The organism is Leptothrix mechoopdaensis (SeqCode), from assembly GCF_053893855.1.
The window spans coordinates 1,773,347-1,789,772 of the sequence record NZ_CM132699.1 but is presented as its reverse complement, the minus strand read 5'-3'; the positions used below and the strand labels follow the sequence as shown (position 1 = coordinate 1,789,772).

The following is a 16,426-nucleotide window of genomic DNA, read 5'->3' as shown; positions in this document are numbered from 1 at the left end:
TTGGCCGCCCGGGCTCCGTGTTGGAGACCAGCCCGTGGCGGCCGATGGTCTTTCCGCTTCCGCCCCGATCCGTGTTCCAGGAGTCCGCCATGCAGCGCTTCCATTTCCCCATCGTCATCATCGACGAGGACTACCGCAGCGAGAACACCTCGGGGCTGGGCATCCGGGCGCTGGCCCAGGCGATCGAGAAGGAAGGCTTCGAGGTGCTGGGCGCCACCAGCTACGGCGACCTGAGCCAGTTCGCGCAGCAGCAGAGCCGCGCCAGCGCCTTCATCCTGTCGATCGACGACGAGGAGTTCACGCCCGGCCCCGAGCTCGATCCGGCCGTGCTGAACCTGCGCAAGTTCATCGAGGAGATCCGTTTCCGCAACGTCGACATCCCGATCTACATCTACGGCGAGACGCGCACCAGCCAGCACATCCCCAACGACATCCTGCGCGAGCTGCACGGCTTCATCCACATGTTCGAGGACACGCCGGAGTTCGTGGCCCGACACATCATCCGCGAGGCCAAGAGCTACCTGGACGGCCTGGCGCCGCCGTTCTTCAAGCAGCTGATGGACTACGCGCAGGACGGCTCCTACAGCTGGCACTGCCCCGGTCACTCGGGCGGCGTGGCCTTCCTGAAGAGCCCGGTCGGGCAGATGTTCCACCAGTTCTTCGGCGAGAACATGCTGCGTGCGGACGTCTGCAACGCGGTCGAGGAACTCGGCCAGCTGCTCGACCACACCGGCCCGGTGGCGCAGAGCGAGCGCAATGCCGCACGCATCTTCAACGCCGACCACTGCTTCTTCGTCACCAACGGCACCAGCACGTCCAACAAGATGGTCTGGCACCACACGGTGGCCCCGGGTGACGTGGTGGTGGTGGACCGCAATTGCCACAAGTCGATCCTGCACTCGATCATCATGACCGGCGCGATTCCCGTGTTCATGACGCCGACGCGCAACCACTACGGGATCATCGGCCCGATCCCGCAGAGCGAGTTCACGCGCGAGGTCATCGAGCGCAAGATTGCCGCGAACCCGCTGCTGGCGGGGGTCGACACCTCGCAGATCAAGCCGCGGATCATGACGCTCACGCAGAGCACCTACGACGGCGTGCTCTACAACACCGAGACGATCAAGGGCATGGTCGACGGCTGGATCGACACGCTGCACTTCGACGAGGCGTGGCTGCCGCACGCGGCCTTCCACAAGTTCTACGGCACGTACCACGCGATGGGCAAGGGCCGTCCGCGTCCGAAGCACGCGATGGTCTACGCGACCCAGTCGACCCACAAGCTGCTGGCCGGCCTGAGCCAGGCCTCGCAGGTGCTGGTGCAGGACGCGCAGGAGCAGAAGCTCGACCGCCACCTCTTCAACGAGGCCTACCTGATGCACACCAGCACCAGCCCGCAGTACGCCATCATCGCCAGCTGCGACGTGGCCGCCGCGATGATGGAGCCGCCCGGGGGCACCGCGCTGGTCGAGGAAAGCATCAAGGAGGCGCTGGACTTCCGCCGCGCGATGCGCAAGGTCGAGGACGAGTTCGGCCACGACTGGTGGTTCAAGGTCTGGGGCCCCGAGCGCCTGGCAGAGGACGGCATCGGCCGGGCCGACGGCTGGGTCCTGCAGGCCAACGAGCAGTGGCACGGCTTCGGCGACCTGGCGCAGGGCTTCAACATGCTCGACCCGATCAAGTCGACCATCATCACGCCCGGACTGAACATGCAGGGCGAGTTCGCCGAGAGCGGCATCCCGGCGTCGATCGTCACCAAGTTCCTGGCCGAACACGGCGTGGTGGTCGAGAAGACCGGCCTCTACAGCTTCTTCATCATGTTCACCATCGGCATCACCAAGGGCCGCTGGAACACGCTGCTGACGGCACTGCAGCAGTTCAAGGACGACTACGACCGCAACCAGCCGATCTGGCGCATCCTCCCCGAGTTCGCAGCGCAGTTCCCGATGTACGAGCGCATGGGCCTGCGCGACCTGTGCCAGGCCATCCACAAGACCTACGCCGAAGGCGACATCGCCCGCCTGACCACCGACATGTACCTGTCGGACCTGCAGCCGGCGATGAAGCCCAGCGAGGCCTATGCGCACATCGCGCACCGCAAGACCGAGCGGGTCGAGATCGACGACCTGGAAGGCCGCATCACCACCTCGCTGCTGACGCCATACCCGCCGGGCATCCCGCTGCTGATCCCGGGCGAGCGCTTCAACCGCAAGATCTGCGACTACCTGCGCTTCACGCGCCAGTTCAACGACCGCTTCCCCGGTTTCCACACCGACGTGCACGGCCTGGTCGAGGAAGACCTGGGCAACGGCAAGCGGCGCTATTACGTCGACTGCGTGAAGGCCTGAGCGGCCACGCGGGCAGGGCTTCCTGACTCAGGGAAAGCCCACCTCTCTTCGGGGTAAGCCTGGGCTGCCCGCTATGGGGTACAGCGGGGTTACATGGCAAGATGAATGTCATGTTTTCGTCGCTGGTAAACGTTTGCAGTCTTCCGGAGCGGCCGGGCCCCGACTCCGGCTGTGGGGCCAGGCCGGCGGAGCTGGCACACAGGTGCCGACATGCGGTCTGACGGCATGCTGTCGCGGATGTCCGCCGCCGCCGCAGGGGTCCGCACCGACCTGCTGATCGCCGGGCAGCCGTGGCCGATGGGTGCCCAGGTGGTGCCCGAGGGCGAACGCCTGGCGCTGAACTTTGCCGTCTGGGCGCCGGATGCCACCCGCGTCGAGGTCTGCCTGTTCGATGCCGACGGCCTGCATGAACGGGCCCGTCTGCCATTGCCCGCCTGCACCGATGGCGTCTGGCATGGCCGGCTGACGGCCGCTGCGCTGGAGGTTGTCCAGGCCGCCGGCAGCCTCGTCTACGGACTGCGCGCCTTCGGTCCCTGGGAGCCGGCGCGCGGTCACCGCTTCAACCCGGCCAAGGTGCTGCTCGACCCCTACGCACGCGAGGTGGTCGGCGCCTATGCCGGCGACCTGTCGCTGCACCTCGGTCACGACGCCAGCGATCCGGCCCACCCCGATCCGCGCGACAACGCGCCGCAGGCTCTGAAGGCGCGCGTGCGGCTGCAGCTGCGCAGCGACGTCGCGGCCGATGGCGCTGCGGCCAGCCGCCCCGACGGCCCGCGCGTGCCGCCCGAGCTGACGGTCCTGTGCGAGCTGCACGTCAAGGGCGCCAGCCAGCGCCATGCCGGCGTGCCGGGCCACCTGCGTGGCACCTATGCCGGCCTGGCGCAGCCCGAGCTGCTGGCGCACTACAAGCGGCTGGGCGTGACCACGCTGAGCCTGCTGCCGGTCCATGCGCGGGCCGACGAGGCGCGGCTGCAGCAGCTGGGCCTGAGCAACTACTGGGGCTACAGCAGCATCGCCTTCCTGGCGCCCGAGCCGCGTTATGCGAGCCGGCCGGACCTGGCCGCCAGCGAGTTCCGCCACATGGTCGACGGCCTGCACCGCGAAGGCTTCGAGGTCGTGCTGGACGTCGTCTACAACCACAGCGCCGAGACCGACGAGCTCGGCCCGACGCTGTCGCTGCGCGGTCTGGCCAACGCCCGCTACTACCACCTCGACGACCAGACGCCGCGCCACTACCGCAACTGGAGCGGCTGCGGCAACTGCCTGAACCTGGCCGAACCGCGGGTCGTGCAGCTGGTGATCGACTCGCTGCGCCACTGGGTGCTTGAACACGGCGTCGACGGTTTCCGCTTCGACCTGGCGCCGATCCTGGCGCGCGGCCGCGATGGCGGCTTCAGCACGGCCAGCGGCTTCTTCGCCGCGCTGCAGGCCGATCCGGTGCTGTCGCGCGTCAAGCTGATCGCCGAGCCCTGGGACATCGGCCCGGGCGGCTACCAGCTGGGCGCCTTCCCGCCCGGCTGGCTTGAATGGAACGACCAGTTCCGCGACACGATGCGCTCGTGGTGGCTGCGCGGCGCAGGCGACCGGGGCGTGTTCGCGCACCGCTACGCCGCGTCCAGCACGCAGTTCCACCACGACGGCCGCTCGCCGCTGGCCAGCGTCAACTTCATCACCGCGCACGACGGCTTCACGCTGCGCGACCTGGTCAGCCACAACCACAAGCACAACGACGCCAACGGCGAGCACAACCGCGACGGTCACCACCACAACTGCAGCTGGAACTGCGGTGTCGAGGGCGAGACCGACCGGGCCGACGTGCTGGCCCTGCGCGGTCGTCTGCAACGCGCGCTGCTGGGCACGCTGCTGCTGGCGCAGGGCACCCCCATGCTGCTGGGCGGCGACGAGATCGGCCACAGCCAGCGCGGCAACAACAACGCCTACTGCCAGGACAACGAGACGACCTGGCTGGACTGGGCCGGCGCCGACACCGCGCTGACGGCCTATGTGTCGCGGGTGCTGCGGCTGCGCCGCGAGCTGCCGTCGCTGCGCATCACGCACTGGCTGCGCGGCCTGCCCGATGCACAGGGCCGCACCGACGTGACGTGGTGGCATCCGGAAGGCCGCGTGCTGGCCGGCGGTGACTGGGGCGATCCGAACGACCGCGCGCTGGCGATCCGCCTCGACGCCGGTGGCGACGCCGCACCGGTGCTGCTGCTGGTCAACCCCGGCGCCCGCGCGCAGCGCTTCGTGCTGCCGACGGGGCCGTGGCAGACGCTGCTGTGCAGCTGCACGCCCGACGGCGCACCCGGCGCGCACCACACGCCACGGGTCGACCCGCTGAACGCGCCCGACGGCGCCTGCGAGGTCGAGTCCCGTTCCCTGCGCCTGCTGGTGCACGTGCCGACCTGGCCGGCCGCCTGAGCGCCAGTACCTTTCCACCGATCCCGACATCCCCACCGACGCGGTCACGCCATGAAGATCATCCAGGTCCCCACCCAACCGTTCGCCGGGCAGCGCCCCGGCACCTCCGGCCTGCGCAAGAAGGTCACGGTGTTCCAGCAGCCGCATTACCTCGAGAACTTCGTCCAGTCGCTGTTCGAGGTGCTCGAAGACCGTCGTGGCCAGACGCTGGTGGTGGGCGGTGACGGCCGCTTCCACAACCGGGTGGCGGTGCAGACCATCCTGCGCATGGCGGCGGCCCACGGCTTCGCCCGCGTGCTGGTGGGGCAGGGCGGCCTGCTGTCGACACCGGCGGCCAGCGCGGTAATCCGCAAGCGCAAGGCCTACGGCGGCGTGGTGCTGTCGGCCAGCCACAACCCGGGCGGGCCGGATGGCGACTTCGGCATCAAGTACAACGTCGGCAACGGTGGTCCGGCGCCCGAGAAGGTGACCGAGGCGGTGTATGCCCGCACCCAGACCCTCGACCACTACGACATCGCCACCGAGGTCGGCGACATCGACCTGGGCCGGCTGGGCATCCAGCACATCGGCGACCTGGTGGTCGAGGTGATCGACCCGGTCAGCGACCATGCCGAGCTGATGCAGCAGCTGTTCGACTTCGACGCGATGCGCGCGTGGTTCGCCTCGGGCAAGCGCATGTGCTACGACGCGATGGGCGCTGCCGGCGGCCCCTACGCCAAGGCGGTCCTGGAAGGCCTGCTCGGCGCGCCGGCCGGCACGGTCATCAACGGCGAGCCGCTGGAAGACTTCGGCGGCCATCACCCGGACCCCAATCCGGCGCATGCGCAGCAGCTCATCGCGGTCATGACAGGGCCCGATGCGCCCGACTTTGGTGCGGCGAGCGATGGCGATGCGGACCGCAACATGATCCTGGGCCGCCACTTCGTCGTCACCCCGTCCGACAGCCTGGCCGTGCTGGCCGCGCATGCCACCCGGGTGCCCGGCTACCGCCAGGGGCTGGCCGGCATCGCCCGTTCGATGCCGACCTCGCAGGCCGCCGACCGGGTCGCCCGGATGCTGGGCATCCCGTGCCACGAGACCCCCACGGGCTGGAAGTTCTTCGGCAACCTGCTGGACGCCGGCCAGGCCACGCTGTGCGGCGAGGAAAGCTACGGCACCGGCTCGAACCACGTGCGCGAGAAGGACGGCTTGTGGGCCGTGCTGTTCTGGCTCAACCTGCTGGCCAGCACCGGCCAGTCCGTCGAGCAGCTGGTGCGCTCGCACTGGGCCCGATTCGGCCGCAACTACTACTCGCGCCACGACTGGGAAGGCGTCGCCACCGACCGCGCCGATGCGCTGATGAGCAGCCTGCGCAGCCGCCTGCCGGGTCTCGTCGGCCAGCGCTTCGGCAACCTGCAGGTCGAGGCCGCCGACGACTTCGCCTACACCGATCCGGTCGACGGCTCGGTCTCGAAGTCGCAGGGGCTGCGCATCCTGCTGGCGGGCGGTTCGCGCATTGTCTTCCGCCTGTCGGGCACCGGCACCGAAGGCGCGACGCTGCGGGTCTACCTGGAACGCTACGAGGCCGATCCGGCCCGCCACGACCTGGAACCGCAGGAGGCCCTGGCCGACCTGATCGTGCTGGCCGACCAGCTCGCCGGCATCCGCTCGCACACCGGGCTGGACGCGCCGGCCGTCATCACCTGAACCCGCCGCCGCAGGCATCGCCTGGCCTGCGGCTTGCAATACCCGGCCCCGTGCCGGGCGAGTCCGTTCCCACCCAAAACTCAACCGGAGACAACATGGACCTCACCAGAATGGCTCAAACCCGCAGCCTGACCCGTCGCTCGCTGGCACTGGTGCTCGCCGGTGGCCGGGGCTCCCGCCTCAAGGCCCTGACCGACCGCCGCGCCAAGCCGGCGGTCCACTTCGGTGGCAAGTTCCGCATCATCGACTTCGCGCTGTCGAACTGCATCAACTCGGGCATCCGCCGCATCGGCGTGATCACCCAGTACAAGTCGCACTCGCTGCTGCGCCACCTGCAGCGCGGCTGGTCGTTCATGCGCAACGAGATGAACGAGTTCGTCGACCTGCTGCCCGCGCAGCAGCGTGTCGACGAGGAAAGCTGGTACCGCGGCACCGCCGACGCGATCTACCAGAACCTGGACATCATCCGGAACTCGACCCCGCCCGAGTACGTCATCGTGCTGGCCGGCGACCACATCTACAAGATGGACTACTCGCTGATGCTGGCCGACCACGCCGCCAGCGGACGCGGCGTGACGGTCGGCTGCATCGAGGTCCCGCGCGAGGAGGCCAAGGCCTTCGGCGTCATGGCGATCAACGAGCAGCGCCACATCGTCGACTTCGTCGAGAAGCCGGCCGATCCGCCGCACATGCCCGGTGACGAGAACACGTCGCTGGCCAGCATGGGCATCTACATCTTCACGGCCGACTACCTCTACAAGCTGCTGGAGGACGACGCGGCCGACCCGGGCTCGGAACACGACTTCGGCAAGAACCTGATCCCGCGCGCGGTCCGCGAGAACCAGGCCATCGCGCACCCGTTCTCGATGTCGGCCATCGCCAACCCGCCGTATTCGAAGGCGTACTGGCGCGACGTCGGCACGGTCGACGCCTACTGGGCGGCCAACCTCGACCTGGCCTCGCCGACGCCCGAACTCAACATGTACGACAAGGACTGGCCGATCTGGACCTACCAGGAACAGCTGCCGCCGGCCAAGTTCGTGCACGACTACGACGGCCGTCGCGGCGAGGCGATCAACTCGCTGGTCTCGGGCGGCTGCATCGTCTCGGGCTCGACCATCCGCAACTCGGTGCTGTTCTCGAACGTGCTGGTGCGCTCGTACAGCGAGATCAACCAGGTCGTGATCCTTCCGGACGTGCAGATCGGCCGCAACTGCCGCCTGTCCAAGTGCGTGATCGACCGGCGTTGCCGCGTGCCCGACGGTCTGGTGGTGGGCGAGGACCCGGAACTGGACGCGCAGCGTTTCTTCCGCACCGAGAACGGCGTCGTGCTGGTGACGCGCGGCATGCTCGCCAAGCTCTGAGGACCGGCCGACCATGCGCATCCTCCAGACCTGTGCCGAGATCTTCCCGCTGCTGAAGACCGGCGGCCTGGCCGACGTGGCCGGCGCGCTGCCGGCCGCGCTGGCCGAGCAGGGCGGCGATGTCCGCGTGCTGCTGCCGGGCTTCGCGGCGATCCAGGCCGGCCTGGCCGATGCGGTCGACCTCGGCACGCTGCAGCCGCCCGGCGCGATCGGGCCCGGCGCCGGCGGGCCGATCCGCCTGCTGCGCGGCACGCTGCCGGCCTGCGGCGGCGTCATCGCCTACGTGATCGACGCGCCGGGCTACTACCACCGCGAGGGCGGCCCCTACCAGGACAGCCGCGGCCAGCCCTGGGGCGACAACCACCTGCGCTTCGCGCTGCTGGGCTGGACGGCGGCACGGCTGGCCGACGGTGCCGATCCGGCCTGGCAGGCCGAGATCGTCCATGCCCACGACTGGCACGCGGCGCTGGCCGCCCCCTACCTGGCCGCACTCGGCCGTGAACAGGGCCGGCGCGTGGCCGGCACGGTCTACACCGTCCACAACCTCGCCTACCAGGGCTTCTTCGGCGCCCACCATTACCCGGACCTGGGCCTGCCCTGGGACTTCTACGGCGTCAACGGGCTTGAATTCCACGGCCAGATCAGCTTCATGAAGGGCGGCCTGTTCTTCTCGGAGCGCCTGACCACCGTCAGCCCGACCTATGCGCAGGAGATCCAGGGCCCCGAGCAGGGCTGCGGGCTGGACGGGCTGCTGCGCGCGCGTGCCAACACGCTCAGCGGCATCCTCAACGGCGTCGACGATGCCGTCTGGAACCCCGCCAGCGACGCGCTGATCCCGTCCCATTTCGGCCCCGGCAAGCTGGCCGGCAAGGCCCGCTGCAAGGCTGAACTCCAGACCGAGCTGGGCCTGGCGGTCACGCCCGATGCGCCGCTGCTGTGCGTGGTCAGCCGGCTGACCGAGCAGAAGGGCCTGCACCTGGTGCTGCAGGCGCTCGGGCACTGGGTCGGCAGCGGCGCGCAGCTCGGCCTGCTGGGCAGCGGCGATGCCGGCATGGAGGCCGCGTTCCGCGAATGGGCCGCCCGCGTGCCGCAGTCGGTCGCCGTGCGGATCGGCTACGACGAGAGCTTCGCGCACCGCCTGATCGCCGGCGCCGACATGATCCTCGTGCCGTCGCGATACGAGCCCTGCGGCCTGACCCAGCTCTACGGCCTGCGCTACGGCACCCTGCCGGTCGTGCGGCGGGTGGGCGGCCTGGCCGACACGGTGATCGATGCGCGGCTGGAGACGCTGGACGTCGACGCCACCGGCTTCGTCTTCGACGACTTCAGCGCCGCCGGCCTGACCGCCGCGACCGACCGGGCGCAGGCGCTGCACCGCCGTCCGGCCGACTGGCGCCGGGTCCAGCAGCGCGCCATGGCGCAGCGCTTCGGCTGGGCCGAGGCGGCGCAGCGCTACATGGCGCTGTACCGCGGCCTGGGCTACTGAGGCCTGGGCGACCGAGACGTCGGCCCGACCGGCTGCGACACGACCTTCCACGCAACCCCGACCAGAACCAGAACATCGAGAGACAGGGATGGACCTTCAACAGTTCGAGCACCAGTACGACCACCTCGCCCGCGACGTCGCGGCGTTCAAGCGGGCGATCTCCAACAAGCTGATGTACAGCGTCGGCAAGGACCCCGTCTCGGCCCGTCCGGAAGACTGGCTGCAGGCGGTCTCCTACGCCGTGCGCGACCACCTGGTCGAGCGCTGGATGAACACCACGCGCGCGCAGTACGAGCAGGACGTCAAGCGGGTGTACTACCTCTCGATGGAGTTCCTGATCGGCCGCACCTTCAGCAACGCGCTGCTCGCGCTGGAGGTCATGCCGACGATCCGGCAGGCGCTGAAGGAGCTGGATGTCGACGTCGAGGGCCTTTTCGACCTCGAACCCGACGCGGCCCTGGGCAACGGCGGCCTGGGCCGGCTGGCGGCGTGTTTCCTGGACTCGATGGCGACGCTGGGCGTGCCCGGCTTCGGCTACGGCATCCGCTACGACTACGGCATGTTCCGCCAGATGGTGGTCGACGGCCGCCAGGTCGAGGCGCCCGACTACTGGCTCAAGGCCGGCAACCCGTGGGAGTTCCCGCGCCCCGAGGTGGTCTACCGCGTGCGCTTCGGCGGCCGCGTCGAGGACCGCGGCGAAGGCCCCGGCAAGGTTCGCTGGGTCGACACCGACGACGTGCTGGCGATGGCCTACGACACCATCATCCCGGGCTACGGCACCCAGGCCACCAACACGCTGCGGCTGTGGTCGGCCAAGGCGACCGAGGAGATGGACCTGCGCGCCTTCAACCAGGGCAACTACTTCGGCGCGGTGGCCAGCAAGAACCTGTCGGAGAACGTCTCGCGCGTGCTGTACCCGGACGACTCGACGCTGTCGGGCCGCGAGCTGCGGCTGCGTCAGGAGTACTTCTTCTGCTCGGCCAGCGTGCAGGACCTGGTGCGCCGCTACCTGCGCACCCACACCACCTTCGACGCGCTGCCCGACAAGGTCAGCATCCACCTGAACGACACCCACCCGGTGCTGGCCATCCCCGAGCTGATGCGCCTGCTGGTCGACGAGCACGACGTGCCGTGGGCCAAGGCTTGGTCGCTGTGCCAGCGGGTGTTCTCCTACACCAACCACACGCTGATGCACGAGGCGCTGGAGACCTGGCCGATCGACCTGTTCGGCCGCGTGCTGCCGCGCCATCTGCGCATCATCTTCGACATCAACGCCGACTTCCTGGCCGCGCTGACCGAGCGCCACGGCTACCAGCCCGAGCTGATGCGCAAGCTCTCGCTGATCGACGAGGCTGGCGAGCGCCGCGTGCGCATGGCCTACCTCGCGGTCGTCACCAGCCATTCGGTCAACGGCGTCTCGGCGCTGCACTCGGAGCTGATGAAGGCGTCGATCTTCTCGGACTTCGCCGCGCAGTGGCCCGAGCGCTTCAACAACAAGACCAACGGCGTGACGCCGCGCCGCTGGCTGGCCCAGGCCAACCCGGGCCTGGCCGACCTGATCGACCACCGCATCGGGCGCGGCTGGCGGCGCCATCTCGACGAGCTTGAAGGGCTGCGCCATGCCGTCGACATCCCCGGCTTCCTCGGCGCCTTCCGGCGCGTCAAGCGGCAGAACAAGGAACGGCTGGCCCGCCACGTCCAGAAGACGCTGGGCGTGGCGCTGAACCCGGACGCGCTGTTCGACGTGCAGGTCAAGCGCATCCACGAATACAAGCGCCAGCTGCTGAACCTGCTGCACGTGGTGACGCGCTACCAGGCCATCCTGGCCAACCCGCAGGCCGACTGGGTGCCGCGCGTGGTCGTGTTCGCCGGCAAGGCGGCGTCGGCCTATCACATGGCCAAGCTGGTCATCAAGCTGATCAACGACGTGGCCCGCACGGTCAACGACGACCCGCGCATCGGCGACCGGCTCAAGGTCGTCTTCATCCCGAACTACAGCGTCAGCCTGGCCGAGGTGATCATCCCGGCGGCCGACCTGTCCGAGCAGATCTCGACGGCCGGCACCGAGGCGTCCGGCACCGGCAACATGAAGTTCGCGCTCAACGGTGCGCTGACGATCGGCACGCTCGACGGCGCCAACGTCGAGATGCGCGAGCAGGTCGGGCCCGAGAACTTCTTCATCTTCGGCAACACGACCGAGGAGGTCGCCCAGATCCGCGCCCGGGGCTACCAGCCGCGCGCGTTCTACGAGGCCGATGTGCGCCTGAAGGCGGCGCTCGACGCGATCCGCGACGGCGTCTTCAGCCCGGAGGAGCCCGGCCGCTTCCAGCAGATCTTCGACGTGCTGGTGAACTGGGGTGACCACTACCTGCTGCTGGCCGACTACGCCAGCTACGTGCAGACGCAGGACGCCGTCGACGCGCTGTACCGCGACCCGCAGGCCTGGGCGCGTCAGGCGGTGTTCAACGTCGCCGGCATGGGCGCGTTCTCGTCGGACCGGACCATCGCCGAATACGCCGACCAGATCTGGCACACCCGCCCGGTCGTCCTGCCGTTGCCGCACACGGTGGCGCTGGCGGCGAACGCGACACCACCCAAGGGTTGACCGGCTGAAAGGCTGAGGGGCTGAGGGGCTGAACCGCTCAGCGCTTGTGCCGATCAGCGCTTGTGCCGCGACGCCCGCGCGCTCAGCGCGTTCGGGAAGTACAGCGCCGTCAGGCTGGCCGTGTGCACCGGCACGGTCGCCTCGCGCAGCGGCTGGCCCGACTCGAAGCGGCGCCAGTCGCGCAGCCAGTGGATGGCGTCGCAGGTCTCCAGCAGGCCCATCGTCTCGCGGTCGCCGATCAGGATGCCCTGGACGCGCAGGCCGAGCTGCTCGCGCGCCAGGTCCAGCCGGTCCAGCGTGGCCGGCACGCAGCCGAACTCGCCGTCGCTGACGATCAGCAGGTCGGCGCTGCGCCAGCGCGCGTCGTGAACTAGCTCGATCGCGTGTTCGATCGGCGTCTGCACGTCGGTGCCGCCGTCGAAGCCCATGCCGACCAGGTCGAGCATCGCCTGCAGCCCGTCGCGGCCGGCGTGCAGCTCGCGCGTCAACATCTCGCCGTGGCCGCCGAAGGCGATCAGCACGCAGCCGCGCTGCTCGCGCTGGGCCGTGCGCAGGGCTTCGAGCACGACCGCCTTGGCGATCTTCTCGGGCGCGCCCTGCATCGAGCCGGAGGTGTCGACGCACAGGATCAGCGGCCCGCGCTGGCGCGGCGCACGCAGCGAACGGGCGGGGGAGGGCGCGCGGGCGGTCGGGTCGGGCACCTGTTCCAGCAGCACGCCCTGGCTGTCGTAGGTCAGCAGGCTGGCCTCGGCCAGCCGGGCGCGCCACAGCCGGTGCAGCACCGGGTGGCGGATCTGCGCCGCCTCGCTGCCCAGCAGCCGGTCCAGCCGGGCCGATCGGTGGATGCCGGTCAGCTCGCCCGGGGCGCCGGGCAGCAGCGTCTCGCGGGTGCGCATCGGCCGGCGGCTGCGGGCCGGTTCGGCGTCCAGCGTGTCGGCCGGCGGCGCCGAAGGATCGTGTTCGCTGCGGCCCAACTGGCGGATCAGGTCGACCAGCGGCTGCAGGTGCGCCAGCAGCGCGCTCAGGCGTTGCGCCTCCTGCCACTCGCGTGAACGCAGCACGCCCTGGATCTCGTCCCAGCGCAGGTGCGCCAGCTCGCCCAGGCCCTGCAGCAAGGCCAGTTCGTCCTCCAGGCCGATGGTCTGGCGGGTCCATTCGGACTCGAAATCGGCGCTGACCCGGGCGATCGCCTCGGACCGGCTCAGCGGTGGCTGCAGGTCGACGATGCGGTCGAGCGACCAGAACATCGTGCGCAGCACCTGCTGCGCCAGCGCCGGCACGCCACGGCACAGCGACGGCAGCTCAAGCCGCTCGATCACCTCGCGCAGCGGCGTGACCGCCTCGGCATCGCCGAAGTCGCAGGGCCGGGGCGGCAGCAGCCCCTGGTCCAGCGCGTCGACCCAGCGCGCCAGGTCGGCGATGCGCTGGCGGGTGTCGCCGACCGAGTTGACGATGGCCGGCAGCCACAGCTCGCGGGCCTGCTGCGCCAGCGGGTCGTAGGGGGCGTCGAGCGCGCGCATGGCTGGGCGTGAACCGGCGACGCGTCGACCGCTCAGGCGCGCCGCGCGGTGGCGTCGGCCTCGTAGGCGACCGGGCCGGGCGCGACGGCGTCGCTGCGCTCGTCCATCGGCAAGGCGGCATAACCGGCGCGCAGCGCGACCAGCTGCGCGGCCAGCGTCGTCAGCGCGTCGACGGTGCGTTCACGTTCGGCCAGGAAACCTTGCGCCAGCGCCGGCGGCAGCCAGATGCGGCCGGCCAGGCGCGCGCGCAGGGCGTCCAGATCGGCCTGCAGCGCGTCCAGATGGCCGCGCACCGTCGCCAGCACCTCGTCGACCTGGGCCACGCGGGCGTCGATGTGGACGGGGCTGTAGCGGCGCCGCTGGTGTGCTTCCAGCGCCGCGCCGACGATGCGCAACATGCCCTCGTTCGTGGTCTGGCCACCGATGGCCTTGGCCAGCGCGAGCTTGCCGGCACCGGCGTCCAGCACGTCCTCGGCCTCGGCGCTGCGTTCCAGGCCGAGTTGCTGGTCGAAGGCTTCGACCGCGCGCGCCAGCCAGGTCGGCGCCTGCGGGGCGGCCTCGACCACCTCGCGCAAGAACCACTGCGCCAGTGGCTCGACCTGGGCCGGCTGCTGCGCCAGCGTGTAGGGCAGCAGCCAGAGGTCCAGCGTGTCGACGGCGTCGCGCCCCTCGGTCAGCGCGGCGCTGCGCAACAGCCCGGCGACCTGGCGCCAGCGGCGGTCCGACACGGCGATGTCCCATTCGCGCAGGCGCGGTCGCAGGTCGGCCAGATGGGCCAGCACGGCGTCGGGCAGGGAGACACGTTCGCGTGCCGCGATCAGCGCGTCGATCTCGGCCGGCTGCCACGCTTGCGCGATCGGCGCGCGCGCCGCCGGGCTCAGCCGCAAAAGCGCGCCGAAGCTGTCGTCGCTGACCGGTTCGACCGGCACGCGCACGAGGAAACGGTCATGGAAGGCGAGCAGCGCCTCTTCGGTCGGCACCTCGTTGGTCGCGCCGACGACGCTGACCAGCGGCACGCGCAGGCGCTGCTGGCCGTTGTCGAACTCGCGCTCGTTGAGCAGCGTCAGCAGCGCGTTGAGGATGGCCGAGTTGGCCTTGAACACCTCGTCGAGGAAGGCCACGCCGGCGGTCGGCAGGTAGCCCTCGGTCAGGCGCTCGTAGCGGTCGTCCTCCAGGGCCTTCAGCGACAGCGGGCCGAACAGCTCCTCGGGCGTCGAGAAGCGTGTCAGCAGCCGCTCGAAGCAGTGGCCGACGGCCATGACGCCGTGCAGCCGCCGCGCCAGCTCGCTCTTGGCGGTGCCGGGCGGGCCGACCAGCAGCACGTGTTCGCCGGCCAGCGCGGCCAGCAGCATCAACCGGGTCGCGACGCTGCGTTCAAGCAGGCCGGCCTCAAGGGCGTCGAGGTGGTCGCGCAGCCGTTGCGCCAGGGCGTGTTCGGAGGTCATGCCGGCATTCTGCAAGACCTTGCATACGCGAAGCCGACGCGACAGGGCCGTGCTTGCCCTGCCCCGGGGGGGGGCACGTTCAGGCCGCCCGGCGCAGCTTGACGTAGGCGACGAAACCGCCTTGCGGCGCATTGGCCAGTTCGAGCTGGCCGCCCATGCGCGTGACCGTCTTCTCGACGATCGCCAGCCCCAGGCCGGCGCCCGTCGTGCTGGTGTGGGTGCGGGCCTTGTCGCCGCGATAGAACGGCGTGGTCAGGCGCGCCAGCGTCTCGGGGCTGACGCCGGGGCCCTCGTCGCGCACGCTGACGACGACCCACTGGCCGGCCTTGGCGTAGGTCACGGTCACGCGGGCGATGCCGTCCTCGGACTGCGCATAGCGGCGCGCGTTCTCGAACAGGTTGGCGAAGACGCGGTCGAGATCGGTCTCGTCGCCCATCACGCGCACGTCGGTGGTGACCCGCGCGGTGATCTTCAGGTGGTCGCTGGAGACGCGCCGCGCGACGGTGTCGAGCAGCACGGCCAGCACGATCGGCACCAGCTTGACCTCGGTCGGCCGGGCGTAGTCCATGAACTTGTCGATGATCGCGTCGAGCTGGTCGATGTCCATCGCCATGTTGCGGCGCGCTTCCTCGTCGACCACGCTCATCTCGGTCTCCAGCCGGATGCGCGCCAGCGGCGTGCGCAGGTCGTGCGAGATGCCGGCCAGCATGACGGCGCGGTCGTCCTCGATCTTGGCGAGCTCGCGGGCCATGCGGTTGAAGCCGCGGTTGACCTCGCGGATCTCCATCGTCGCGGTGTCCTCGTCCAGCCGCGAGGTGTACTCGCCCTCGCGGATCCGGCTGGCCGCCGAACTCAGTTCGCGCAGCGGCAGGTTGATCTTGGCGGCGATGTAGGCCGAGACGATCAGCGTCGCGACGAAGGTCAGGCCCATGACCAGGAAGTAGGTCATGCCGGTGATGGCGGTCTGGACCCGGTTCGGGTCGGCCTGCAGCCAGTACTGGTCGGTCTCGATCAGGAAGCCGACCCACAGCCCGCTGCTGCCGTTGACGCTGCTGGCCACCACCGTCTGCGGGCCGAGCCGGCTGCGCAGCTGGGCGCCGATGGTGCGGGTGAAGCGGTCGACCTCGAAGGGCTCCCACTTGTCGCCCGGTTCACGCGGCTGCAGCTTGACGGCTTCCTGTTCGGCGATGTTCTTGACCAGCGCGACCCGGTTGACCTGGTCGGTGTAGCGCAGGGCCGCACGCGACAGGTTCACCAGGCTGGCGATCTGCTGGGCCGCCTGCACGGCACGCGGCTCCAGCTCGAAGTAGCGCAGCACGTAGGTCCAGCCCAGGATGCCCACGCCAAGCATCAGCGACAGCAGCAGGAAGGTGCGCCAGAACAGGCTCAGGATGAAGGTCCGGCGGAACATCGCCAAGAAGCGATGCAGCGGCCGCCGCTGTGCCGGCGAGGCGCTGCGGCGGTGGGTCGAGCTGGGAGAGACCGAGGGCGGGCCCTGCACGGAATTGGCGGTGGTGGTGGCGACCATGGACGCTCGCTGATCGGTGCTGC

The 16,426-nt window shown here is 70.0% G+C and carries 9 protein-coding genes; 6 read left to right on the top strand and 3 right to left on the bottom strand.

Going from position 1 to position 16,426, the window contains the following annotated elements:
* The first annotated feature begins 89 nt into the window (after positions 1–89).
* The 6 genes from ACWA7K_RS07925 (at position 90) to ACWA7K_RS07900 (ending at position 11,910) form a co-directional block, all read left to right on the top strand.
* On the top strand, positions 90–2,348 hold the full coding sequence (locus ACWA7K_RS07925; protein ID WP_456167315.1) for an Orn/Lys/Arg family decarboxylase: 2,259 nt from the start codon (positions 90–92) through the stop codon (positions 2,346–2,348).
* Positions 2,349–2,558: 210 nt separating this feature from the next.
* Positions 2,559–4,769 carry a glycogen debranching protein GlgX gene (glgX, locus tag ACWA7K_RS07920; RefSeq protein WP_456167313.1) on the top strand — a complete coding sequence of 737 codons (2,211 nt, stop codon included), beginning with the start codon at positions 2,559–2,561 and terminating at the stop codon, positions 4,767–4,769.
* A 51-nt stretch (positions 4,770–4,820) separates the two neighbouring features.
* Positions 4,821–6,455 carry an alpha-D-glucose phosphate-specific phosphoglucomutase gene (locus ACWA7K_RS07915; protein WP_456167311.1) on the top strand — a complete coding sequence of 545 codons (1,635 nt, stop codon included), beginning with the start codon at positions 4,821–4,823 and terminating at the stop codon, positions 6,453–6,455.
* A gap of 95 nt (positions 6,456–6,550) precedes the next feature.
* Positions 6,551–7,819, top strand: a complete 1,269-nt coding sequence (gene glgC, locus ACWA7K_RS07910; protein ID WP_456167309.1) for a glucose-1-phosphate adenylyltransferase — start codon at positions 6,551–6,553, stop codon at positions 7,817–7,819.
* 13 nt (positions 7,820–7,832) lie between these two features.
* On the top strand, positions 7,833–9,305 hold the full coding sequence (gene glgA, locus ACWA7K_RS07905; RefSeq protein WP_456167307.1) for a glycogen synthase GlgA: 1,473 nt from the start codon (positions 7,833–7,835) through the stop codon (positions 9,303–9,305).
* An 88-nt stretch (positions 9,306–9,393) separates the two neighbouring features.
* The gene (locus tag ACWA7K_RS07900; protein WP_456167305.1) at positions 9,394–11,910 is read left to right on the top strand and encodes a glycogen/starch/alpha-glucan phosphorylase; all 2,517 of its coding nucleotides are present in this window, start codon (positions 9,394–9,396) and stop codon (positions 11,908–11,910) included.
* Between the two features lie 53 nt (positions 11,911–11,963).
* On the opposite strand, the gene ACWA7K_RS07895 is transcribed toward ACWA7K_RS07900, so the two are convergent.
* The 3 genes from ACWA7K_RS07895 to ACWA7K_RS07885 all read right to left on the bottom strand — a co-directional run bounded on the left by ACWA7K_RS07895 (position 11,964) and on the right by ACWA7K_RS07885 (position 16,403).
* Positions 11,964–13,430 (bottom strand): VWA domain-containing protein, encoded by a 1,467-nt coding sequence (locus tag ACWA7K_RS07895; protein ID WP_456167303.1) that lies wholly within the window; start codon positions 13,428–13,430, stop codon positions 11,964–11,966.
* 32 nt (positions 13,431–13,462) lie between these two features.
* Positions 13,463–14,875, bottom strand: coding sequence for an AAA family ATPase (locus ACWA7K_RS07890; protein ID WP_456167301.1), 1,413 nt, complete (start codon positions 14,873–14,875; stop codon positions 13,463–13,465).
* A 79-nt stretch (positions 14,876–14,954) separates the two neighbouring features.
* A complete protein-coding gene (locus ACWA7K_RS07885) occupies positions 14,955–16,403 on the bottom strand; it encodes an ATP-binding protein (RefSeq protein ID WP_456167299.1) in 1,449 nt (482 codons plus the stop codon).
* Between the last annotated feature and the right edge of the window lie 23 nt (positions 16,404–16,426).

Coding starts and splice junctions, on each gene's coding strand:
- ACWA7K_RS07900 (WP_456167305.1), top strand. CDS start 9,394: ATGGACCTTCAACAGTTCGAGCACCAGTACGACCACCTCGCCCGCGAC.
- glgX (WP_456167313.1), top strand. CDS start 2,559: ATGCGGTCTGACGGCATGCTGTCGCGGATGTCCGCCGCCGCCGCAGGG.
- ACWA7K_RS07915 (WP_456167311.1), top strand. CDS start 4,821: ATGAAGATCATCCAGGTCCCCACCCAACCGTTCGCCGGGCAGCGCCCC.
- glgA (WP_456167307.1), top strand. CDS start 7,833: ATGCGCATCCTCCAGACCTGTGCCGAGATCTTCCCGCTGCTGAAGACC.
- ACWA7K_RS07895 (WP_456167303.1), bottom strand. CDS start 13,430: ATGCGCGCGCTCGACGCCCCCTACGACCCGCTGGCGCAGCAGGCCCGC.
- ACWA7K_RS07925 (WP_456167315.1), top strand. CDS start 90: ATGCAGCGCTTCCATTTCCCCATCGTCATCATCGACGAGGACTACCGC.
- ACWA7K_RS07885 (WP_456167299.1), bottom strand. CDS start 16,403: ATGGTCGCCACCACCACCGCCAATTCCGTGCAGGGCCCGCCCTCGGTC.
- ACWA7K_RS07890 (WP_456167301.1), bottom strand. CDS start 14,875: ATGACCTCCGAACACGCCCTGGCGCAACGGCTGCGCGACCACCTCGAC.
- glgC (WP_456167309.1), top strand. CDS start 6,551: ATGGACCTCACCAGAATGGCTCAAACCCGCAGCCTGACCCGTCGCTCG.